Annotated in this window: 16 protein-coding genes; 9 read left to right on the forward strand and 7 right to left on the reverse strand. The window is 49.0% G+C overall.

Annotated features, from left to right (window positions below; genetic code table 11):
• Positions 1 to 9 precede the first annotated feature (9 nt).
• From rlmN to PHG53_03305, 8 genes are all read left to right on the forward strand, one after another.
• Entirely contained in the window at positions 10 to 1,041 is a 1,032-nt protein-coding gene (rlmN, locus tag PHG53_03270) for a 23S rRNA (adenine(2503)-C(2))-methyltransferase RlmN (protein ID MDD5380645.1), read from the forward strand.
• A gap of 128 nt (positions 1,042 to 1,169) precedes the next feature.
• Positions 1,170 to 2,048 (forward strand): acetylglutamate kinase, encoded by an 879-nt coding sequence (gene argB, locus PHG53_03275; protein MDD5380646.1) that lies wholly within the window; start codon positions 1,170 to 1,172, stop codon positions 2,046 to 2,048.
• 8 nt (positions 2,049 to 2,056) lie between these two features.
• Positions 2,057 to 3,241 (forward strand): aspartate aminotransferase family protein, encoded by a 1,185-nt coding sequence (locus PHG53_03280; GenBank protein ID MDD5380647.1) that lies wholly within the window; start codon positions 2,057 to 2,059, stop codon positions 3,239 to 3,241.
• Entirely contained in the window at positions 3,238 to 4,149 is a 912-nt protein-coding gene (gene argF / locus PHG53_03285) for an ornithine carbamoyltransferase (protein ID MDD5380648.1), read from the forward strand. Before PHG53_03280 ends, argF begins: the two co-directional genes overlap by 4 nt.
• A 15-nt stretch (positions 4,150 to 4,164) precedes the next feature.
• The gene (locus tag PHG53_03290; GenBank protein MDD5380649.1) at positions 4,165 to 4,773 is read left to right on the forward strand and encodes an XTP/dITP diphosphatase; all 609 of its coding nucleotides are present in this window, start codon (positions 4,165 to 4,167) and stop codon (positions 4,771 to 4,773) included.
• A gap of 58 nt (positions 4,774 to 4,831) precedes the next feature.
• On the forward strand, positions 4,832 to 5,263 hold the full coding sequence (locus tag PHG53_03295; protein ID MDD5380650.1) for a hypothetical protein: 432 nt from the start codon (positions 4,832 to 4,834) through the stop codon (positions 5,261 to 5,263).
• 197 nt (positions 5,264 to 5,460) lie between these two features.
• Positions 5,461 to 7,830: a type I DNA topoisomerase gene (gene topA / locus PHG53_03300; GenBank protein ID MDD5380651.1), complete on the forward strand. Its 2,370-nt coding sequence runs from the start codon at positions 5,461 to 5,463 to the stop codon at positions 7,828 to 7,830.
• Positions 7,831 to 7,930: 100 nt separating this feature from the next.
• Positions 7,931 to 8,251: a co-chaperone GroES gene (locus PHG53_03305; protein MDD5380652.1), complete on the forward strand. Its 321-nt coding sequence runs from the start codon at positions 7,931 to 7,933 to the stop codon at positions 8,249 to 8,251.
• Between the two features lie 139 nt (positions 8,252 to 8,390).
• Here PHG53_03305 and PHG53_03310 read toward each other — a convergent pair whose 3' ends face one another.
• The 7 genes from PHG53_03310 to guaB form a co-directional block, all read right to left on the reverse strand.
• Positions 8,391 to 10,280, reverse strand: coding sequence for a peptidylprolyl isomerase (locus PHG53_03310; protein ID MDD5380653.1), 1,890 nt, complete (start codon positions 10,278 to 10,280; stop codon positions 8,391 to 8,393).
• A 25-nt stretch (positions 10,281 to 10,305) separates the two neighbouring features.
• Positions 10,306 to 10,911, reverse strand: coding sequence for a hypothetical protein (locus PHG53_03315; GenBank protein ID MDD5380654.1), 606 nt, complete (start codon positions 10,909 to 10,911; stop codon positions 10,306 to 10,308).
• A gap of 28 nt (positions 10,912 to 10,939) precedes the next feature.
• A complete protein-coding gene (locus tag PHG53_03320; protein MDD5380655.1) occupies positions 10,940 to 11,590 on the reverse strand; it encodes a PEP-CTERM sorting domain-containing protein in 651 nt (216 codons plus the stop codon).
• 135 nt (positions 11,591 to 11,725) lie between these two features.
• Entirely contained in the window at positions 11,726 to 12,364 is a 639-nt protein-coding gene (locus tag PHG53_03325) for a PEP-CTERM sorting domain-containing protein (GenBank protein MDD5380656.1), read from the reverse strand.
• A gap of 498 nt (positions 12,365 to 12,862) precedes the next feature.
• Positions 12,863 to 14,083, reverse strand: coding sequence for an aminotransferase class I/II-fold pyridoxal phosphate-dependent enzyme (locus PHG53_03330; protein ID MDD5380657.1), 1,221 nt, complete (start codon positions 14,081 to 14,083; stop codon positions 12,863 to 12,865).
• A 224-nt stretch (positions 14,084 to 14,307) separates the two neighbouring features.
• Entirely contained in the window at positions 14,308 to 15,849 is a 1,542-nt protein-coding gene (guaA, locus tag PHG53_03335) for a glutamine-hydrolyzing GMP synthase (GenBank protein MDD5380658.1), read from the reverse strand.
• A gap of 27 nt (positions 15,850 to 15,876) precedes the next feature.
• Entirely contained in the window at positions 15,877 to 17,349 is a 1,473-nt protein-coding gene (guaB, locus tag PHG53_03340; protein ID MDD5380659.1) for an IMP dehydrogenase, read from the reverse strand.
• Between the two features lie 214 nt (positions 17,350 to 17,563).
• Here guaB and PHG53_03345 point away from each other — a divergent pair, with 214 nt between their 5' ends.
• Complete coding sequence (locus tag PHG53_03345) at positions 17,564 to 19,444, forward strand: phosphoenolpyruvate carboxykinase (GTP) (protein ID MDD5380660.1); 1,881 nt, start codon at positions 17,564 to 17,566, stop codon at positions 19,442 to 19,444.
• The last annotated feature ends 129 nt before the right edge of the window (positions 19,445 to 19,573 follow it).

Here is a 19,573-nt window from a genome sequence, read left to right on the forward strand (position 1 = left end):
GTAACAATTGTGGACAAGGACCTGAAAAACAAGACGCTCGGCGAGCTCGAGAGTATAGTCGAAAATTCCGGCCAGAAGAAATATCTGGCCAAATACATTTTCACGTTTATTCACCGCAAGGGAGCCGCTGAAATATCGGATATAAGCCCACTAAGCAAGGCCTTTCGAGCTGAGCTGGCGAAGCAGGGCTACTATATTTCTCATCTGAAAACGGAACAGATGCTGGCCGATACGGAGGGGACCAAAAAATATCTTTTCGAGCTAAGCGACGGCGAACGAATCGAAACGGTGCTTTTAGCCGACGGCAATCGCAAGACGCTGTGCGTCTCAACGCAGGCGGGGTGTTCGATGGACTGCGCATTCTGCGCGACCGCGAAGCTGAAATTCCGAAGAAACCTTACGGCGGCGGAGATAGTCGACCAGGTGAATGTCATCGAAGGAGAAAATGGAAGGATAAGCAACGTTGTCTATATGGGGATGGGTGAGCCGCTGCAGAATTACGAGGCGGTTTTGAAATCGGTGCGGATACTGAATCATCCGGAGGGAAAAAATATCGGCATCCGGCATTTAACAGTCAGCACGTGCGGAGACGCTGAGGGCATCCGGAAACTTGCGAGAGAGGACATTCGTCCGCGACTGGCGATATCCTTGAACGCGCCGGTCGATGCGCTGCGAAACAAGATTATGGCAATCAATAAAAAATATTCAATCGCAGAGCTGTTTGCTGCGGTGAAGGATTACCAGGCGAAGACGAGAGAGCGAGTTACATTCGAATACGTGCTGATAAAGAAGTTAAATGACTCCAAGCTGCACGGTCAAATGCTGGCTAAATTGGCTCGGCAGGTGAAATGCAATGTGAACCTGATCGAGTACAATCCTCATCCGCACTGTCTTTTTGAAGCGAGCGACAGGGAGACAATAAAACGGTTTACGCAAGTGCTGGAAGAAGCCGGTATTGAAACAACCATCCGTTTTAAAAAGGGGCGGAAGATAAAGGCGGCGTGCGGGCAATTGGGGGCGGATATGATAGGAAAAATTTAGAATTGAGAATTTAGAATTTCCGAAGATAAACTTCGCAGAAATGGCAAAGAAATTACCACTTGACTATTAAGACTTGCATTCATAAACTCGCCAGTTTGTTTGATCGGGATTTAAGGAAGGTTGGTTAGATGAAAGAAGCAATTACAAAAGCTGACGCCCTGATAGAGGCGATGGAATATATCGGGCGGTTTCGCGGCAAAATCGTGGTCGTGAAACTGGGCGGGAGCATCCTCGACGAGACGTGTCTGCAGAAGAAGCTCCTGACAGACATAGCGTTTATGGCGACGGTCGGGATTCGGCCGATTATCGTGCACGGCGGCGGAAAAGCGATTACAAAGGCGATGGACGAGGTCGGCATCGAGGCGACGTGGGTGCAGGGACGACGATATACCGACGAGCGGACGCTGACAATCGTGGAGCATACGCTTGTGCATAAAGTCAACACGCCGATATGCAATATGCTCGGAGAGCTGAACTGCAAAGTGATGGCACTGCATACGCTGAGCAGCTGCGTGTTGTTTGCAGAGGTGCTGCGACTGGCCGGCGAGAACGGACGTAAAATTGACCTCGGACTGGTCGGCGATGTCACGGATGTAAATTCGGAACTGTTGAAGACGCTGTGTGCCGATGGGATAATACCGGTCATTGCGTCGGCAGCGAAAGACAGAGCAGGCGGGCGATTAAATGTCAACGCTGACAGCGCGGCGGGCAAGGTCGCCGGCGGGGTCGGGGCCGAGAAGCTCGTCGTTGTGAGCGATACTCACGGGGTACGAAAGGACATCAATGACCCTGAAAGCACGATATCGAGTCTTAATGAGGCACAAATTAAGGAGATGATTGACGCAGGCATTATCGGCGACGCGATGCTGCCGAAGGTCGAGGCGTGCCTGATGGCACTGGGCGCCGGAGTAAAGAAGGCGCATATTATTGACGGCCGAATTGAACATTCGCTGCTGTTGGAAATTTATACAGACAAGGGTGTTGGAACGGAGATAATAAAGAATTGAGAGCAATTATGACAACGGAAGAAACAATTAGTTTGTTTGATAAATATGTTATCGGCAATTACAGCCGGCTGCGCCGTGTTATTGTCCGCGGCGAAGGGTGTTACTTTTTTGACGCGGACGGGAACAAAATACTGGATATGTTTCCAGGATGGGCGGTCAGTGGGATAGGTCACTGCCATCCGAAGGTGGTTGAGGCGATTCGCAAGCAGGCGGGGGAATTGCTGCACATGGATAATACCTTTTACACCGAACAGCAGGGGCAGCTTGCACAAATGCTGAGCGAGCGGGCGTTCGGGGGCAAGAGTTTTTTCTGCAACAGCGGCGCTGAAGCAAACGAAGCTGCGCTGAAACTGGCCCGGCTATACGCGGGCGGCGGGAAATATAAATTTATTACGGCTGAAGGGAGCTTCCACGGGCGGACATTCGCGACCGTGACGGCGACGGCCCAGCCGAAATATCACGAGGGTTTTCTGCCGCTACTGCCGGGGTTTGCTTATGTGCCGTTCAATGACATCAAGGCACTGGAGTCGGTGTTCAGTGATGAGGTCGCGGCGGTTATGGTCGAGCCGATTCAGGGCGAAGGCGGAATAAACGTCGCCACGAAAGAGTATCTGCAGGCGATTCGGCAGCTGTGCGATGAAAAAGGCGCGGTGATGATACTCGATGAGGTGCAAACTGGAATGGGACGGACGGGGAAATGGTTCGCATATCAGCATTTTGATGTTGAGCCGGACATAATGACGCTGGCGAAGGCGCTTGGCGGCGGCGTGGCGATAGGGGCGATGATGGCCAAAGAAGAGCTGGCGGCGAAGCTGGTTCCGGGCAAACACGCATCGACGTTCGGCGGCAACTGCCTGGCGTGCGCGGCGGGGATTGCGGTGATTGAGGCGATAGAAGAAGACAATCTCCTGGAAAACGCGGCCAATATGGGGCGGTATGCACAGGAGAAACTCAACGAGCTGAAACAAAAACATTTCATCATCGACCACGTTCGCGGAATCGGTTTGATGATTGGGATTCAATTGAAAGGCCCCGGAAAAGAAATAGTCGAAAAATGCCTGGAGAAAGGGCTGCGGATAAACTGTACCCACGAGAGCGTCCTGCGGATGATGCCGGCAATGATTGTTACGAAGGAAGAAATCGACCAGACGGTCGATATTATCGACGGGGTTTTAAGCGAGAGCGGAAAATGAAAAACTTTATCTCGATAAGTAAATGTTCTGCTGAGGAATTGCGAGAGCTGTTAGATGAAAGTGCGGAGCTGAAGAAATTGTACAAAGGCGGCGGGCGGGACGCCTGCCTAACGGGCAAGGTGCTGGCGATGCTTTTCGAGAAGCCGAGCCTGCGGACGCGAATCAGCTTTAGTGTCGCGATGACGGACCTCGGCGGCAGCGCGATTTATGTCAAGCCGGAAGATATCGGCGGTATCGGCAAGCGCGAGCCGGTGAAAGATATGGCGCGGGTGCTGAGCCGATATGTGGATGGGATAATGGCGCGGACGTTCGAGCACAGCGTTGTCATCGAGCTGGCAGAATTCGCGACGGTGCCGGTGATAAATGCGCTAACGGACTGGTCACATCCGTGCCAAGCGATGGCGGACGTGCTGACGATAAAAGAGCATCTGGGGCGACTCGAAGGCGTCAAGGTCGCATACATCGGGGACGGCAATAACGTGGCGCGGTCGCTGGCGTTTGCGTGCGCTAAGCTCGAAATGAAAATAGTTATCGCGGCACCGAAAGGATATGAGCTTGAGGCTGAGACAATCAAAACAACCAATCAGATATCGGCAGGCAGCGTCGAGCAGGTAAATGACCCGAAGCAGGCCGTTAGCGGGGCTGATATAATTTACACCGATACGTGGGTGAGCATGGGGCAGGAGAAAGAAAAGAAAAAACGCATCAAGGATTTCAAGGGTTTTCAGGTCGATGCCAAACTGGTCAAATTAGCAGGCAGCGGCGTTAAGGTTATGCACTGTCTGCCAGCGTATCGCGGGCTTGAGATTACCGATGAGGTTGTCGAGTCGAAAAATTCGATTGTTTTCGACCAGTCTGAAAACCGCCTGCATTTTCAGCGTGCACTGCTCAAAAAACTAATAAGCTGACGAAACACTGATTCGATGAAACAAAAAATTCTCGTTGCGACTACGAATCCTGGGAAGATTGCGGAACTGAGGGCGATGCTGGATTTGGATGTCGAGTGGGCGGGGCTGGCGGATTTTCCAAACATAAATGAATTAAAAGAGGACGGCGAAACGTTCGCAGAGAATGCACGCAAGAAGGCTGCCGGATACGCAAAGCAAACAGGGCTGTGGACGATAGCGGATGATTCGGGGCTGGTGGTCGATGCACTGGGGGGACAGCCGGGGGTGAGGAGCGCGAGGTTTTCAGGTGCGAAAGATAAAGAGAGGACGCTTCTCGACCATAAGAATATGGCTAAAGCGCTGAAGCTGCTTGAGGGAACACCAAAAGAAAAAAGGACGGCGAGATTTGTGTGCTGTCTGTGTCTTGCGAGCCCAGAAAAAATTCTGATTGAGACGGAGGGAAAACTCGAAGGCAGTATAGCTGAAAAGGAAACAGGAACCAACGGCTTCGGGTATGACCCGATTTTTTTCGTGCCGAGATTGGGAAAAAGTGTTGCACAACTTACCCGCGAAGAGAAAAATGCGATAAGTCATCGCGGCAACGCCATTCGAAAATTAAAACCCTTATTAGCAAAATTGATATAAAAGAGAACGATACTCAAAAAGCAAATACTTTAAAAACCAATTACGAAAGGGACTGAGAATGAAAAATGCAAAAACAGTGATGGTTATCGTAATGGCTGCCGTGCTGAGCTTAGTGCTTTGCGGCGCAGCTTTTCCCAAAAAGCCAGATTGCAAGAAAACAGTGGAGACATTTCTGGCAGGCGTACTCAAAGGGGAAATCGATAAATCCTATGACGAAATTATTCCTGAATCTCTGAAGGAAGCCAAGCCGCAGGAGGTTCAGGCTTTAAAATCACAAACAAAAACAACTCTTGATGCGCGCGGCAAGTTATTGGGTTATGAGTTTGTAAAACAGCAACAATACGGAGATTGCATCGTTCGGCTGGTCTATATACTTAAGACCGAGCATATGCCTATTACATGGGAGTTTTACTTTTATAAGGCATCCTCGGACTGGATCCTTGTAAACATCAAATACAGTGATGAGTATGACTTGTTAGTGGATAAATGAGAGAAAATAATTAATAGACCATAAAGTAAAACTGACCTTAACCATATTTACTCAAAGAGAGTATCCTGAAAAAGGGGGAAAGTTGATTTTTCTTGACAGTTCTGCAATCTGTTTGTATTTGTCCATTTCTAAATTTTGTTAAGGAATCATCGATTAATACACGATAAAGGATATTTAGCGGCTTAAACGTTTTGCTTATGGCGAAAACGAACAACAAAAAAGCATTAGTGATTGTGGAATCGCCTGCGAAGGCGAAGACGATAAATAAATATCTCGGCTCCGGCTTCGAGGTAAAGGCGTCGATGGGGCACGTAAGAGACCTGCCTTCGAAGGGTCTAAACGTTGATATAGAGAACAATTTTGAGCCGACCTACGAGATAACACCTAACAGGAAAAAGACAGTAGCATCGTTAAAGGCAGCGGCAAAAGGGTGCGGAGACCTTTATCTGGCGACCGACCTTGACCGCGAGGGAGAAGCAATCGCCTGGCATCTTGCGCAGGTTCTGAAGTTGCCTGAGGAGAGGACCTACCGCGTAATTTTCAATGCCATAACACAATCGGCGATAAAACAGGCCTTTGCTGAGCCGGGCAGGATAGATATGGACAAGGTCATGGCTCAGCAGACACGGCGAATTCTCGACCGGATAGTCGGCTATCAGATAAGCCCCCTGCTGTGGAAAAAAGTCGCCCGTGGTTTATCGGCGGGACGGGTGCAATCGGTCGCGGTCAAAATTATCGTCGAAAGAGAGAGGGAAATCCGAGCTTTCAAACCAAAAGAATACTGGCTTATACCGGCGGTTTTTACCACCGATTTACAAGGGGACTACCGGCAGGAATGGGCAAATTTTGTAACGCCAAAAACCGAGGACGATAAACCTCCCACGATTGCGGAACAAAACGAATGGTTAATAAAGCATAATGCTTTTAAAGCAGACCTTATTAAGGTCGGCGATGAGAAATTCACGGCATCGACACAAGCAGAGGCGGAGAAAATATTCAGCGCGTTAAAGGACGCGAAGTTCAAGGTAGCCTCCGTAGAGAAGAAGGAATCGGTATCGCATCCGCCAGCTCCATTTATAACTTCGACACTGCAGCAAACGGCTGCGAATCAATTAGGTTTTGCAACGAAGAGAACGATGCGGGTGGCACAGCAGTTATACGAAGGAATCGATTTGGGGTCGATGGGGCATCTGGGGCTTATCACATATATGCGAACAGACAGCACGCATTTGTCAGGTGAAGCTGTACAAGAGGTACGCAATTATATCGACAAGAATATCGGCGATAAGTATCTGCCTGAGAAGGCGAATTTTTACGCTTCGAAGAAAGGCGCGCAGCAGGCACATGAAGCAATCCGTCCGACGGACGTTGATTTTACACCGTCTGACATAAAGCAGTTTTTAACAGAGGAACAATATAAGCTCTATGACATTGTTTGGCGGCGATTCGTAGCGTGCCAGATGGCCTCGGCGAAGTGGGAACAGACAACTCTCGACATTACAGCAGAGACATCGGCCGGCCGGTGCGGGTACAGGGCAACGGGCAGGGTCATGATATTCGACGGTTTCAGCAGGATGTGGGGAACGCCGTCGAACCTGCAGCATCTGCCTGCCCTGAAGCAAAACCAGGATTTGGCTGCGGTGGACATAAAGGCCGAGCAGCATTTCACCAAACCGCCCGCCCGATATACAGAGGCATCGCTGGTAAAGGCGCTTGAGAAGGAAGGCATCGGCAGGCCAAGCACCTACGCTTCTATTATCAGTACCATCCAAGAACGAGAGTACGTCGAGCAAACAGATAAAAAGTTTTTCGCGACCGACCTCGGTGAAGTAGTCACCGACAAGCTAAACGAATATTTCCCGAAGATAATGGACATTGCCTTTACGCGTTATATGGAAGAGGAATTGGACAAAATTGAAGAACAGCACTTAGACTGGCTCGGTGTCCTGAAGGAGTTTTACGGCCCATTCAAGGAGACCCTCAAAACAGCAACAGCGGAGATGAAACATGCCAAAGCGGAGGTCACGCCCAGCGAATATAAATGCCCCGATTGCGGGAAGGAGCTTGTTTACCGGTTCGGCAAAAACGGCAAATTCCTGAGCTGTTCAAGCTACCCGGAATGCAAATTCGCGTGCCCGTGCGGCAAAGACGGCAAGATGCTGGAACAAAAGGAAAGCGAACATAAATGCCCGAAGTGCGGCAAGGCGATGATAGAAAGGCGAGGCCGGTTCGGCCCATTTTTGGGCTGCAGCGATTACCCGGAGTGCAAAACGACCCTACGGCTGGACAAGGAGGGCAATATCCTTCCGCCGAAGAAACCGGCTGTGCCGACGGGAATAAAATGCTACAAGTGCAAGGAAGGCGAGCTTGTAGTACGTGAAAGCAAAAAAGGGCCTTTTCTTGGATGTAACAGGTTTCCGAGGTGCAGAACCATTGTCAGCATTAAGCAGATGGAGAACCTGCAAAAACTGCAGGCGGAAGGATTGTGGCCGCCGGACACACCAGAAAAGACCGACCAAATCCTGGGGCGGAAAAAAACAAAAGTTAAAGTATCAGACAGCGATTAAGAGTAAAAACAGCTTGTGCAAAAATCGGTGAACAAAATCAGTTTTTAGTCAGTATAATTATTGCATTCGAAACGAATTATCCTATAGAATCTACAGCAAGATGGCCAAAAAAGAACAAATAAAAACAGAGACGTTCGAGACGGTTGAGCCGATAGGCAAGCGCGTGCTGATTCGCAAGGACGAGGACAAGAAAGAAACCAAAGGCGGCATCAAGCTGCCTGACAACATAGAAATCCCGACGATAACCGGCCGAATCGTATCAATTTCCGCCGAGGTCGAAAACTCGCCGGACATACCGCTGCGCCAATATGACAAGGTGCTGTTCAATCCCAAAGGCGCCATACCAGTCGACTTTGAAGGCGATAACCGGCTGTTCGTGGTCGAGGTCGAAAACGTCGTGGCAGTGTTCAGGAAATCGTAACCAGTACAGCAGAACAATATAAAAAAAATAAAGCCGGAAGGGGATTTTTGCCTTCCGGCTTTTTTCTTCTTCAGCGTTGTTTTGTCAACCGCTAAAGAAGGGGGGGATAAATTCAATAGTTGCTTTTTTACAAAGTTGGTCAGTGCAAAAGCCAGTTATCCGTAAGGATAGCCAAGTCATACAATGTTACAATGCAATCTCCGTCGAGGTCAGCATCAGGACACAATTTAAGTATATAAGCCGAGCCTGAGTTGCTGCCGTTGTCATCATTACCATACGCTCCGATAATGGTCTGCCGGCCCATTCCGAGTGCAACGGAGAAGCCAAAATAATCGCCGGCATTGGCATCAGAAGCGGTCAGCTTTGCCGACTGGACCCAATTGTCCGGATTAATTTCGTTAGGTTCAAATATATAAGCGGAGCCGGTGTTGCTGCCGCTGTCATCGTTGCCGTAGGAGCCAACGAGAGCGTGACCGTCGCCAATAGCAACCGAACAGCCAAAATAATCGTTGGCTGCGGCATCGGAGGCAGTCAGCTTTGTCTTCTGGTCCCAGTTATTGGGGTCGAGTGCGTTAGGTGCAAATATATATGCTGCACCAGTATCTTCGCCCTTTTCATCATTCAAACGGGCTCCAACAATCGCATAATACCCATCGGTAGAAACAGAAGTGCCAAACTTGTCTGATTGATAACCATCATCAGCGGTCAGCTTTGCCTGCTGTGTCCAGGCAGAATTTTTATATCTGAATATATAGGCCGAGCCCTTGAAGAGGTCATCTCCAATCGCTCCTACGATGATATATTCTCCATTGATGGCAACAGAATAGCCGAACCTATCCTGATTTACGGCATCGGCTGCTTCCAGCCTGGCCTGCTGGCCCCACTGGTCTGTGCCATCCTGGTTACGATAGAACACGTAAGCAGAGCCGGTATTTACTCCTGCTGCATCATTGAGCCAGGCCCCGACGACGGCACAATCTCCGCTGATAGCAACGGACTGGCCGAACCGGTCGTCGATATCGTCATCGTATGGCAATAGTTTCGCATAGACCGTCCAGTTACCACCGTTATTTTTAAAGAGATACGCAGCACCCATGTAGTCATCATCACCCACAGCGCCGACAATTGCGTAATTGGCACTGATAGAAACAGAGATGCCGAAGTAATCACCGACTTCGCCGCCATCAAAGGCGGTGAGTTTGGTCTTCTGGGTCCAGATACCATCATTCCGTTCGAAAATATATGCAGCGCCTATGTTGCCGCCATCCCCCGGTGCGCCGATGATGGCATGGTTTGCATCGACAGCGACAGAGTAACCAAACCAGTCGTTTGCATTGCCATCGGTAATTTTGAACGGGTCGGAGCAGCCGCTATCCAGCCACTGGTTGGCAAAGATGCCGTAGTCTCTAAAATCCACATCAGAATCTTTGTCGAAATCGCCAAGGATTTTAGCATTATATATAATAACCGGCCCAGGCGGACGCGGGACATTATTCATGGTTCCACCGGCAGGCACTGCTACGCCGTTCTCGGTGGGCAAATGACCGATTCTATCCACGATATTCATATCGCTTATGACCCGGCCAAAGACACAGTATCCCACATCAGTGATATCGTTATAATCCAGGAAATTGTTGTCCACAACGTTTATATAAAATTGTGAAGTAGCAGAATTTGGGTCATCAGTTCTTGCCATTGCGATGGTTCCGCGGAGATTGCTCAGACCATTATTACTTTCATTGATTATAGGGTCTAAGACAGCCGGTCTGTTCAAGCTCGTATCAAAACCGCCGCCCTGTATCATAAAGTTATCTATAACGCGGTGAAAAATCAGGCCGTCATAGAAGCCCGATTTTACATACGTCAGGAAGTTTTCCACTGTCACCGGTGCGTCGGCATCATAAAGTTCGATTACGACATTGCCAAAGTTGGTTTCCAATTCAACAACCGGTCCTTCGCCATAGACGGGCACGACCAAAACCAACCACATAAAAACCAAAACCAGCTTTTTCATTCTAATATTATTCATTCTACCTTCCTCGCAATAGATAATATCAGTTCTTTGCTCTTTGTCTGACTAACAGGAGACTACCCAACCCCAACAACATCGCTGTTGCCGGCTCCGGTGTCGGGACCGGAAAATCATCCGGCGGCGGTGGCGGCGGCGGTGGAGGCGGCGGCGGTGGAGGCGGCGGTGGAGGCGGTATATTCGAACCACCACCTGAATAAACTGTATTCCTATAATCGGCGGCGCTTGGATACATGCCGCCGATGTTGCCAAGCGTCAGCGTTTCATCAATCGAAAACTCAAAGTCAGTCCGTGCAAAGACCGCAACAACGATTTTGGGTGCATCCATATATATAAGGGTGCTGATCTCAGTCGGGTCACTGACATCGCCTATCCAGTAAACGAAGTAATACCCCGGTTTCGGAACAGCGGTCAAAAGAACCTCTGAATCGAGGTCAACGCGATGAACTCCCACATCCGGAGTTACTGCGCCAGCACGAACATCCGGCTGCTGCATCAAAAGTACAGTACCCTCAGTCCCTGTCGAAGCAATGTCCTGACAATAAGCCTGTCCAAACAAACCACACAAGAGACATACAAGGGCCACCAATACGCCCTGCCGTCCAATAAATATAAAATGATTTCTCATCATTCATCCCCCCTACGCTTTCGTTATGAATTTAATTGTTCGAATGAACCCTGTACGATTTTTTTCGTTTTGCAAAAAGTATTGTGCTGCCGAGACCAAGCAGAGCTAATGTGCAGGGTTCCGGGTTCGGAAACGGAACATCGTCGTTGACAGGCTCCATCGAATAGTTACCTGCGACCCAGTTGTGAGCGCTGCTGAATATCAAGAACCAAGAATCCTCACCGGCGACTAAAAGACCGCCATCGAATTCCCACCATGCCTGGTCCCCGGTATTATTAAGACCGGAGTCGGTTGGCTCTATAAAATCGAGTCCGAAGAGATAGTCAGCCTCCTGAGGATCCTGCGCACCCTGACCGTCGACAGTCATCACATGGTAGTCATCAGCCCACATCTTAAAATACTCGATTGGGACGCTGCCGACATCGTTGAAAATCTGATAAGCATAAATGTATCGGCCTGCCCCCGGTACTGCAAAGCCGGTAGGGCCTGACCATTCGTTTCCATACGGCCCCGCTGTGTCATAAACGGCAAATTCTACACGTCCGTTTATTCCGCTGGAATAGCTGAAATATGAGGTGCCCTGATAGTGTGAGCTGTACGGAAGGTACGTCAACGCTGCATCTGCATTCTGCACAAGTAATGCCGCAACAAACAACAAACTTAGTATCTTGATTCTTTTCATCTCCATAGCTCCTTTATTTCCTCGCACAAAAATGTTTTATTACCCATGCTTAATTTACCCATTTCCCCGATTTTGCCCATTTTAACTTCGAATAAAAAACGGTATTCCCTGCTTCCACAGCTTCTCCAAAACTGGTTAAGCAGACTTCTTTTTTCGTGTAAAAACCCAGATACCCGCCGTGCCAAGCAATATGATTGTTGCCGGATCTGGGGCTTCTGCTGACGATGTAAACGACGCCGTTGCCGTGTAACCATTGGTCCAACTCCCGTTCAACGGCGATAGGTTACTGAAGCTGAACGCAAAAGTTTCGTTCGTCAAGGAACCAGTAATTTCCGAACCGGTGATGGTCACACCATCTATGAAAAACATATCCATCGCCCCAAAACTGAATGGCGTCACGTGCCCCAAACCAAAAACGATCCGGAGTAACGGGGCCGTGCTTGTACTTTGACCGTTTGCGAAGAACTTAATCGTTCCGCCTTCCGCCGTGTCACCGCCGTTGATACCGCCAAAGTAGTTAACGTCGGTCATCGTGAAGAAAGCATTGGTGTAAATATTCCCGGAATAGGGAATCTGCAGAGTCAGCCCTGTTTTACTGTCATCCCAGCCGCCGGTAATGAGGTCATTAACCAAATCGACCGTGAACAACGGCGTATTCTTGTTAACCGCAGGGTCGGCGAAGGTAGCAATTGTCACAACGACTGCCTGTGCTGAACCGCACAACAGCAGGACAATAAACGCAACCAGCAAATTTTTAAAAGTTTCCTTTAACATATTTACCATTCCTTATCTTTTGTCAGGACCTGAAATGCGAAGCAGATATTGCCCCGTACTTCAAAACATTCGATTGCGTCACGCTTTGCATCTGCTGCATAAACTGCAACTAAATACTACAAAACTAAACGCTTACATCTGTGAGTTTTCCCTGCCCCCGTTTAAAGGTGTGTATCCTTACACAATACAAAAGTTGGTACAAAATAATACGTTAATACTTTTACTCGTGAGTTCTCTCGCCACCCCCTAAGCTGGCATTGATTGATGTTATTTAACCAGATTAGCAACCAAAAGTCAAGGGTTTTTTTGGGAAATTTTTGACGACGGGTGATAAGCCGTCGCTGATCGGCTTGAAATGCCGCTTAAAAGGGGCAAAAAGGGTGATTTTGGGACGGTATAGAACAAAAAAAATTCTGCTCCTCCTGCAGAAATTTACCTTCGCGCCTATATGTCACTTGCTTCCGGCTGTAATTATACACCTTGCGGGAGACTTACCGCTTAGCTTTCACTGCCTGCTTTTCCTACAGGTTTTTCTCGGACGAATCTACTGATATTGCGAACCGCCTGGCGGAGGCGCTGCTCGTTTTCGACAAGAGCTATTCGCATATAATTTTCGCCGTTTTCTCCGAAAGCCCTGCCTGGTGCGATTACAACCTCAGCATGCTCCATAAGGTCCATTGCATAATCGATGCTGCCCCTGCCTTTTAAATGTTCCTGCGGCACTTTTGCCCAAACAAACATCGAAGCCCGCGGTTTTTCGACTTCCCAGCCGATCCTGCTTAACCCATCACAGACGACGTCCCGCCGGGACTGATACTTCTGATTTTGAGCGATAATATCGTTGGTGCATTCCCGCAGTGCGATGATTCCGGCAATCTGGATGGCCTGAAATATGCCATAATCATAGTAGCCTTTTATCGTCGCAAGGTAGTTAATCATATCTTTATTCCCTGCAACGAAGCCGATTCGAAAGCCAGCCATATTATAGGGCTTACTCAGTGTAATAAACTCGACTCCAACATCTTTTGCCCCTTTGACAGAAAGAAAACTCGGCGCTTTATAGCCATCGAAACAGGTTTCACCGTAGGCAAAATCGTGAATGATGGCTATTCCGAACCGTTTTGCCAAATCGACAACCGGCTCGAAAAAGCCCTCGTCAACGGTCATTGCAGTAGGGTTGTGAGGGTAATTGAGAATCAGCAGCTTCGGCCTCGGATACAGGCGCTCAAGAACATCGGCAATATTCTTAAGAAACTTTTCGTCATTGCCCAGAGGAACAGATACGACGTTTGCTCCTGCCAAAGCCACAGCGTAATTGTGTATTGGGAAAGCCGGGTCAGGAACAATAGCTGTGTCGCCGGGCCCGAGCATCGCCAAGCACATATGACTGAAACCTTCTTTTGAGCCGATGCAAGCCAGCACTTCCGTCTCTGGGTCAAGCTCCACATTCCAGAGCCGGGCGTACTTTTTGGCAACCTCGCCGCGCAGGTTTTTAATGCCTTTCGAAGCGCTGTATCGGTGGTTGCGTGGGTCGCGGGCCGCTTCGCATAATTTGTCAATGACGATCTGCGGCGCAGGGTCGGTTGGATTACCCATTCCAAGGTCGATAATGTCCGCACCCTGCTGGCGTTTGGCCAATTTCAAGGCGTTTAACCGCCCAAAAAGGTATAGCGGCAAACGTGTTATTCTCTGTGCCGGGGTAATCTTAAATTCTGTCATAATCTTCACCTGCTAAATCAACAAGCGCATTCTTAATACAATCGGATAGTCTACACGAAAATAATGAATTTTCAAATCATATTTGTTCAGTTCAGCCGACAGAAGGAAACTAAAAGCAACGGCAGACGGTCGGGAGGAACGAATAGTCAAATAAAAACCAAAAAACAGGATTGAAAACAGCAGCCAGCATCTAAGCAACGGTAAACGAGCTTGCGGCGTGCCCGCTATTCCCATTCAATCGTTGCCGGCGGTTTACTCGATATATCATACACAACACGATTGACCCCGCGGACCTCGTTAATAATCCTGTTGGATATTATACCCAGCACGTCATAAGGGATATGGGAAAAATCAGCGGTCATAAAATCAGGGGTCTCAACCGCCCTGACAGCAATGACGTTCTCATAGCTTCGCTCATCACCCATCACGCCGACGGTCGAGACAGGCAGAAGCACTGTTAACGCCTGTGATATTTTTCTGTACAGTCCTGCCGATTTTATTTCATCTATTAAGATTTCATCGGCAGAGCGCAGAATCTGCAGTCTTTGGGGGGTTACTTCACCTACAATTCTCACCGCAAGGCCCGGTCCCGGGAAAGGATGCCGCCAAACTAAATCAGCGGGCAAACCGAGATATTCGCCGACGGTGCGAACTTCATCCTTAAACAAATCCCGCAACGGCTCAATAAGCTCAAAGCCGAGCTGCTTGGGCAGCGCGCCCACATTATGGTGGAGCTTTATGTTGGCAGCGGGATTGCCGTCTTTAGCACCGGACTCGATAACGTCAGGATAAAGAGTTCCCTGAGCCAAGAACCTTACGTTTTTAATCTTCGACGCCTCGGATTTGAAGGCCTCGATGAATTCTGAGCCGATTACGCGGCGTTTTTGCTGAGGGTCAGTCACGCCAGCCAAGCCCTTCAGAAATTGCTTGGACCAGTCTAGTACCCGCAAGTCGATATGAAAGTGGTCTCTGAAGGTTGCGACAACATTTTCGAGTTCATTGTTTCGAAGCATGCCGTTATCGACAAAAATGCAGACAAGCTGGTCACCTATCGCTTTATGTACGAGCGAAGCAGTAACGGATGAATCCACACCGCCGCTGAGGCCGCAGATGACCATCGCGTCGCCGACTTTCCGGCGAATTTCCTCGGTTGTTTTGTCGACAAAGTCGCTCATTTTCCAGTCGCCGCTGCATCGGCAGATATTATATAGGAAATTTTCCAAAATCGACTGCCCCTGCGGCGTGTGCGCAACTTCAGGATGAAACTGAACGCCGAAGAAATTTTTATTTTTATGTCTTACAGCAGCATAGGGACAAGTTTCTGTGGTGGCCAATACGGTGAAGTCATCGCCTAATTCGCCCACCTGGTCGCCGTGACTGGCCCAGACTGAGATTGAATCAGGTAGATTTGCAAACAAATCACTTTTGTCAATTATCGACAGAGTTGTTCTTCCGAACTCTCGTTTCTGTGCGGGAATAATTTGTCCGCCGAGGAATTTACATCCGAGCTGCATTCCGTAACAGATGCCCAAAATAGGCAGGCCAAGCTCGAAGATTTTGCGGTCGCATTCAATAGCATCTTTGCTATAAACGCTTGCTGGACCACCGGAGAGTATCAGGCCTTTGAGGGGAAGCTGCTGTAATTTTTTTGCCGGTATGTCCGCCCGAAAAATCTCCGAGTAAACATTAAGCTCCCGAACCCGCCTTGCTATCAACTGGCCGTACTGACTGCCAAAGTCAAGAATTGCTATCATCTCGTGGGTCATAATTTATTAATCGCGTCTGGCAAACCGTTAGTCCTCAAAAGGCACGGTTGCCGAATAGTTCGGCGCTTCTTTAGTTATCTGTATATCATGCGGATGCGATTCACTGACGGAAGCGTGAGTTACACGGACAAAGCGGCTGTTTTTTCTAAGCTCTTCGATATTTTTCGCCCCGCAATATCCCATCCCCGCCTTGAGGCCGCCGACGAGCTGATAAACAAAATCGTCAAGTGTTCCGCGATACGGCACTCGACCCTCGACGCCTTCGGGGACAAGTTTGTCTCTTTCGGTCGTTCTCTTTTGGCCGTATCTATCCGCAGAACCTTTTACCATCGCTCCTAAAGAGCCCATACCCCTGTATTCTTTGAATTGCCTGCCCTTATAGATAACCAATTGTCCCGGGCTTTCCTTCAGACCTGCAAACAGCGACCCTACCATCACGCTCGAAGCACCAGCGGCAATCGCCTTTGTTATATCGCCGGATAATCTTATTCCTCCATCAGCAATGATGGGGATATTATATTTGTCAGCCACCTTAGTACAGTTGATTATCGCAGTTACTTGCGGAACACCGGCTCCGGAAATTACCCTAGTAGTACAAATAGCTCCTGGGCCGATACCGACCTTGAGAGCGTTTGCACCGGCAGCTATCAAGTCCTCGGCCGCCTCTGCTGTTGCGATATTTCCCGCAATCACATCGATATCATATTTACTTTTGATTGTCTCAAGTGTGCTGATAACATTTTGCGAATGACCGTGGGCGGTATCGACAACGATAACATCGGCCTCTGCTTCTATCAAAGCTGCTATTCGCTCATAATCCTGCACGCCGACCGCCGCTCCTACGAGCAGTCTGCCGCGTTTGTCCCTTGCTGCTGTCGGATATTGCTGAACACGGTCGATGTCCCTCATCGTAATCAGGCCTGCCAGTTCGCCTTTCGAGTTGACTAAAAGCAGCTTCTCAACCTTGTTCTTCTGCAGGATTTCCTTGGCCTGCTCAAGCGTCGTATCAGCCGGCCCGATAACCAGATTATCTTTCGACATCACAGAGCTTATCTCGACATCATAGTCCTTCAGGAATTTCAGGTCCCGCCGCGTCAAAATGCCGACTGGTTTCTTGCCTTTGACAATGGGAATACCTGAGACGTTATGTTCGTTCATCAAATCCCACGCCCTTTTGACGGGCTCATCGGGTGTCAGTGTTACGGGATTGAGAATCACACCGTTCTCGGAGCGTTTGACCTTGGCGACCTCCAGCTTTTGTGATTCAATCGACAAATTCTTGTGAATGATGCCTATGCCGCCTTCCTGTGCCAGCGCTATCGCCAACTGCGATTCTGTAACGGTATCCATAGCAGCAGAGACAATCGGGATATTTATTGCGATATTGTTGGTAAGCCGCGTGCTGGTCTTGGCCTGGCCCGGCACAAAATTGCTTTTGGCCGGTATAAGCAGCACATCATCGAAAGTTATACCTTCAGCGACGATTTTACTCTTGTCCATTGTTCTCTCCAAATTACGCTGCTTTGTTTTATATTAAACTAAACAATATAATAATGCTATAATCAGTCGTCAAACCTATTTTTAGCCTTGCCCGGTCTTTTGTGCCCTGCTGCGGCCGAATAACCAGCAAAAAATAGTTTGACATGCATCGCACCGATGGTTACAATCCCTCGGCTTTTCTGAGCTTGATTCTGTTGTAAGGAAGCGATTACGTATGCCTGATACCGAAAAACTATTAAAAGAAAAATTAACGGCTGAAAATTATGAAAAGCTCGTCGCTCTTGCTAATCCGAAGCTGAACGAATTTGTGGCCGACGCAATCGAGCTTTGCAGCCCAGCCTCGGTCTTTGTTTGCACGGATGAGCCCGAAGATTTGGAAGATAGCCGCAGGCACGCGGTTGAACTCGGTGAAGAAAAACCCTTAAAGATGAAAGGGCACACTGTCCACTTCGACGGAATGGAGGACCAAGGGCGCGACAGAGAGGTAACTAAATACCTTGTTCCGAAGACCGACACACTTAGCAAAGCACTTAATCAGGTCGAACGGGAAAAAGGACTAGCGGAAATTCGCGGTCTGCTCAAGGGAGCGATGAAGAATCGGACAATGATTGTCCGCTTTATGACGCTCGGCCCCAACAATTCCAAGTTCAGTATTCCCTGCGTCGAGTGCACCGATTCATACTATGTTTCTCACAGCCTGAACCTGTTATATCGGCCGGGCTACAATGAATTCAAGCGACTGGGACCTAAGGCGCATTTTTTTGCCACGCTGCACTCATGCGGAAAGATGGATGAGCGTATGGTGAGCGTTGAGTCTGACAAGAAGCGCATCTACATTGACTACATTACAGACACCGTCTACAGCGTCAACACACAATACGGCGGCAACACGATAGGGCTGAAGAAACTCGCATTGCGACTGACTATACGCAAGGCCGACCGTGAGGGCTGGCTTGTCGAACATATGTTCCTGACGGGCGTTCACGGGCCGGGCGGACGCAAAACTTATCTCGCGGGTGCGTTTCCAAGCGGATGCGGCAAGACCTCTACGGCGATGTTGCCGGGAGAAACTATACTCGGCGACGACATTGCTTACTTCCGCGCAGTCGATGGCCGTTGTATGGCTGCCAACGCAGAGGCTGGCATCTTCGGCATCATCCAAAATGTTACCGCCAAGAGCGACCCCGAGATTTGGGAAGTGCTTACAAAACCGGGTGAGGTGATATTCTCAAACTTGATGGTAAAGGATGGAATTCCTTACTGGCTCGGTATGGGTGAGGAAGTTCCCGCTGATGGTGAAAACTTCTCGGGCGCCTGGTACAAAGGTAAAAAGGACGCAAAGGGTAATGAAATCCCATTGGCACACAAGAACGCCCGCTATACCGTAGCGTTGAATGTTCTGAAAAACTGTGACCCTGAGCTGGACAATCCCGAAGGAGTAGAGCTGGCCGGTGTCATGTACGGCGGACGCGACGCCAGCGCATGCGTGCCCTGCCAGCAGAGCTTCGATTGGGAGCACGGGATTATTACATACGGCGCTTCGCTTGAGACAGAGACCACTTTTACAATTATCGGTAAAGAAGGCGTGCCCGAAATCAACCTGATGAGCATCCAGGATTTTGTAGCTATTCCGCTGGGCAAGTATATCCGGAATAATCTTGAATTCGGAAAGAAGCTAAAAAAGCCTCCGCTCGTGTTCGGCGCAAATTATTTCCTGCGAGATAAAAACGGCAAATTTGTCAACGGCGTAAGCGACAAACACGTATGGGTGAAGTGGATGGAGCTTCGGGTGCACGGCGAGGCAGGCGGCATACAAGCACCAACAGGATTCTTGCCATGCTACGAAGACCTCAAAAAACTATTCAAGGAAGTTCTCGGAAAAGACTACACGCAGCGGGATTATATCAATCAGTTTACAATCCGCGTTGCAGAGAATCTTGCCAGACTGGAGCGAGTGGAAAAGTTCCATCACCAAAACGTCACCGATGCGCCAGCGGAACTGTTTAAGGTTCTGGCCCAACAGCAGCAGCGTCTTGAAACGGCAAGGGAAAAACACGGTGATTACATCTCGCCGCTCGATTTGAAGGCTAAATAGAAAATATCTTCACAAATTCCTAACAGGTTTTTGTGAAGTGAGCCGGGGAACGCAGGAATTTCAAATGAGGTTTATAGATAGCTCCAAAAAAACTGAATCAGCACGATTTTCTGGAATTCATAACTATAT

The sequence above is a fragment of the Phycisphaerae bacterium genome (genome assembly GCA_028714855.1).
Taxonomy (GTDB): Bacteria; Planctomycetota; Phycisphaerae; order Sedimentisphaerales; family Anaerobacaceae; genus CAIYOL01.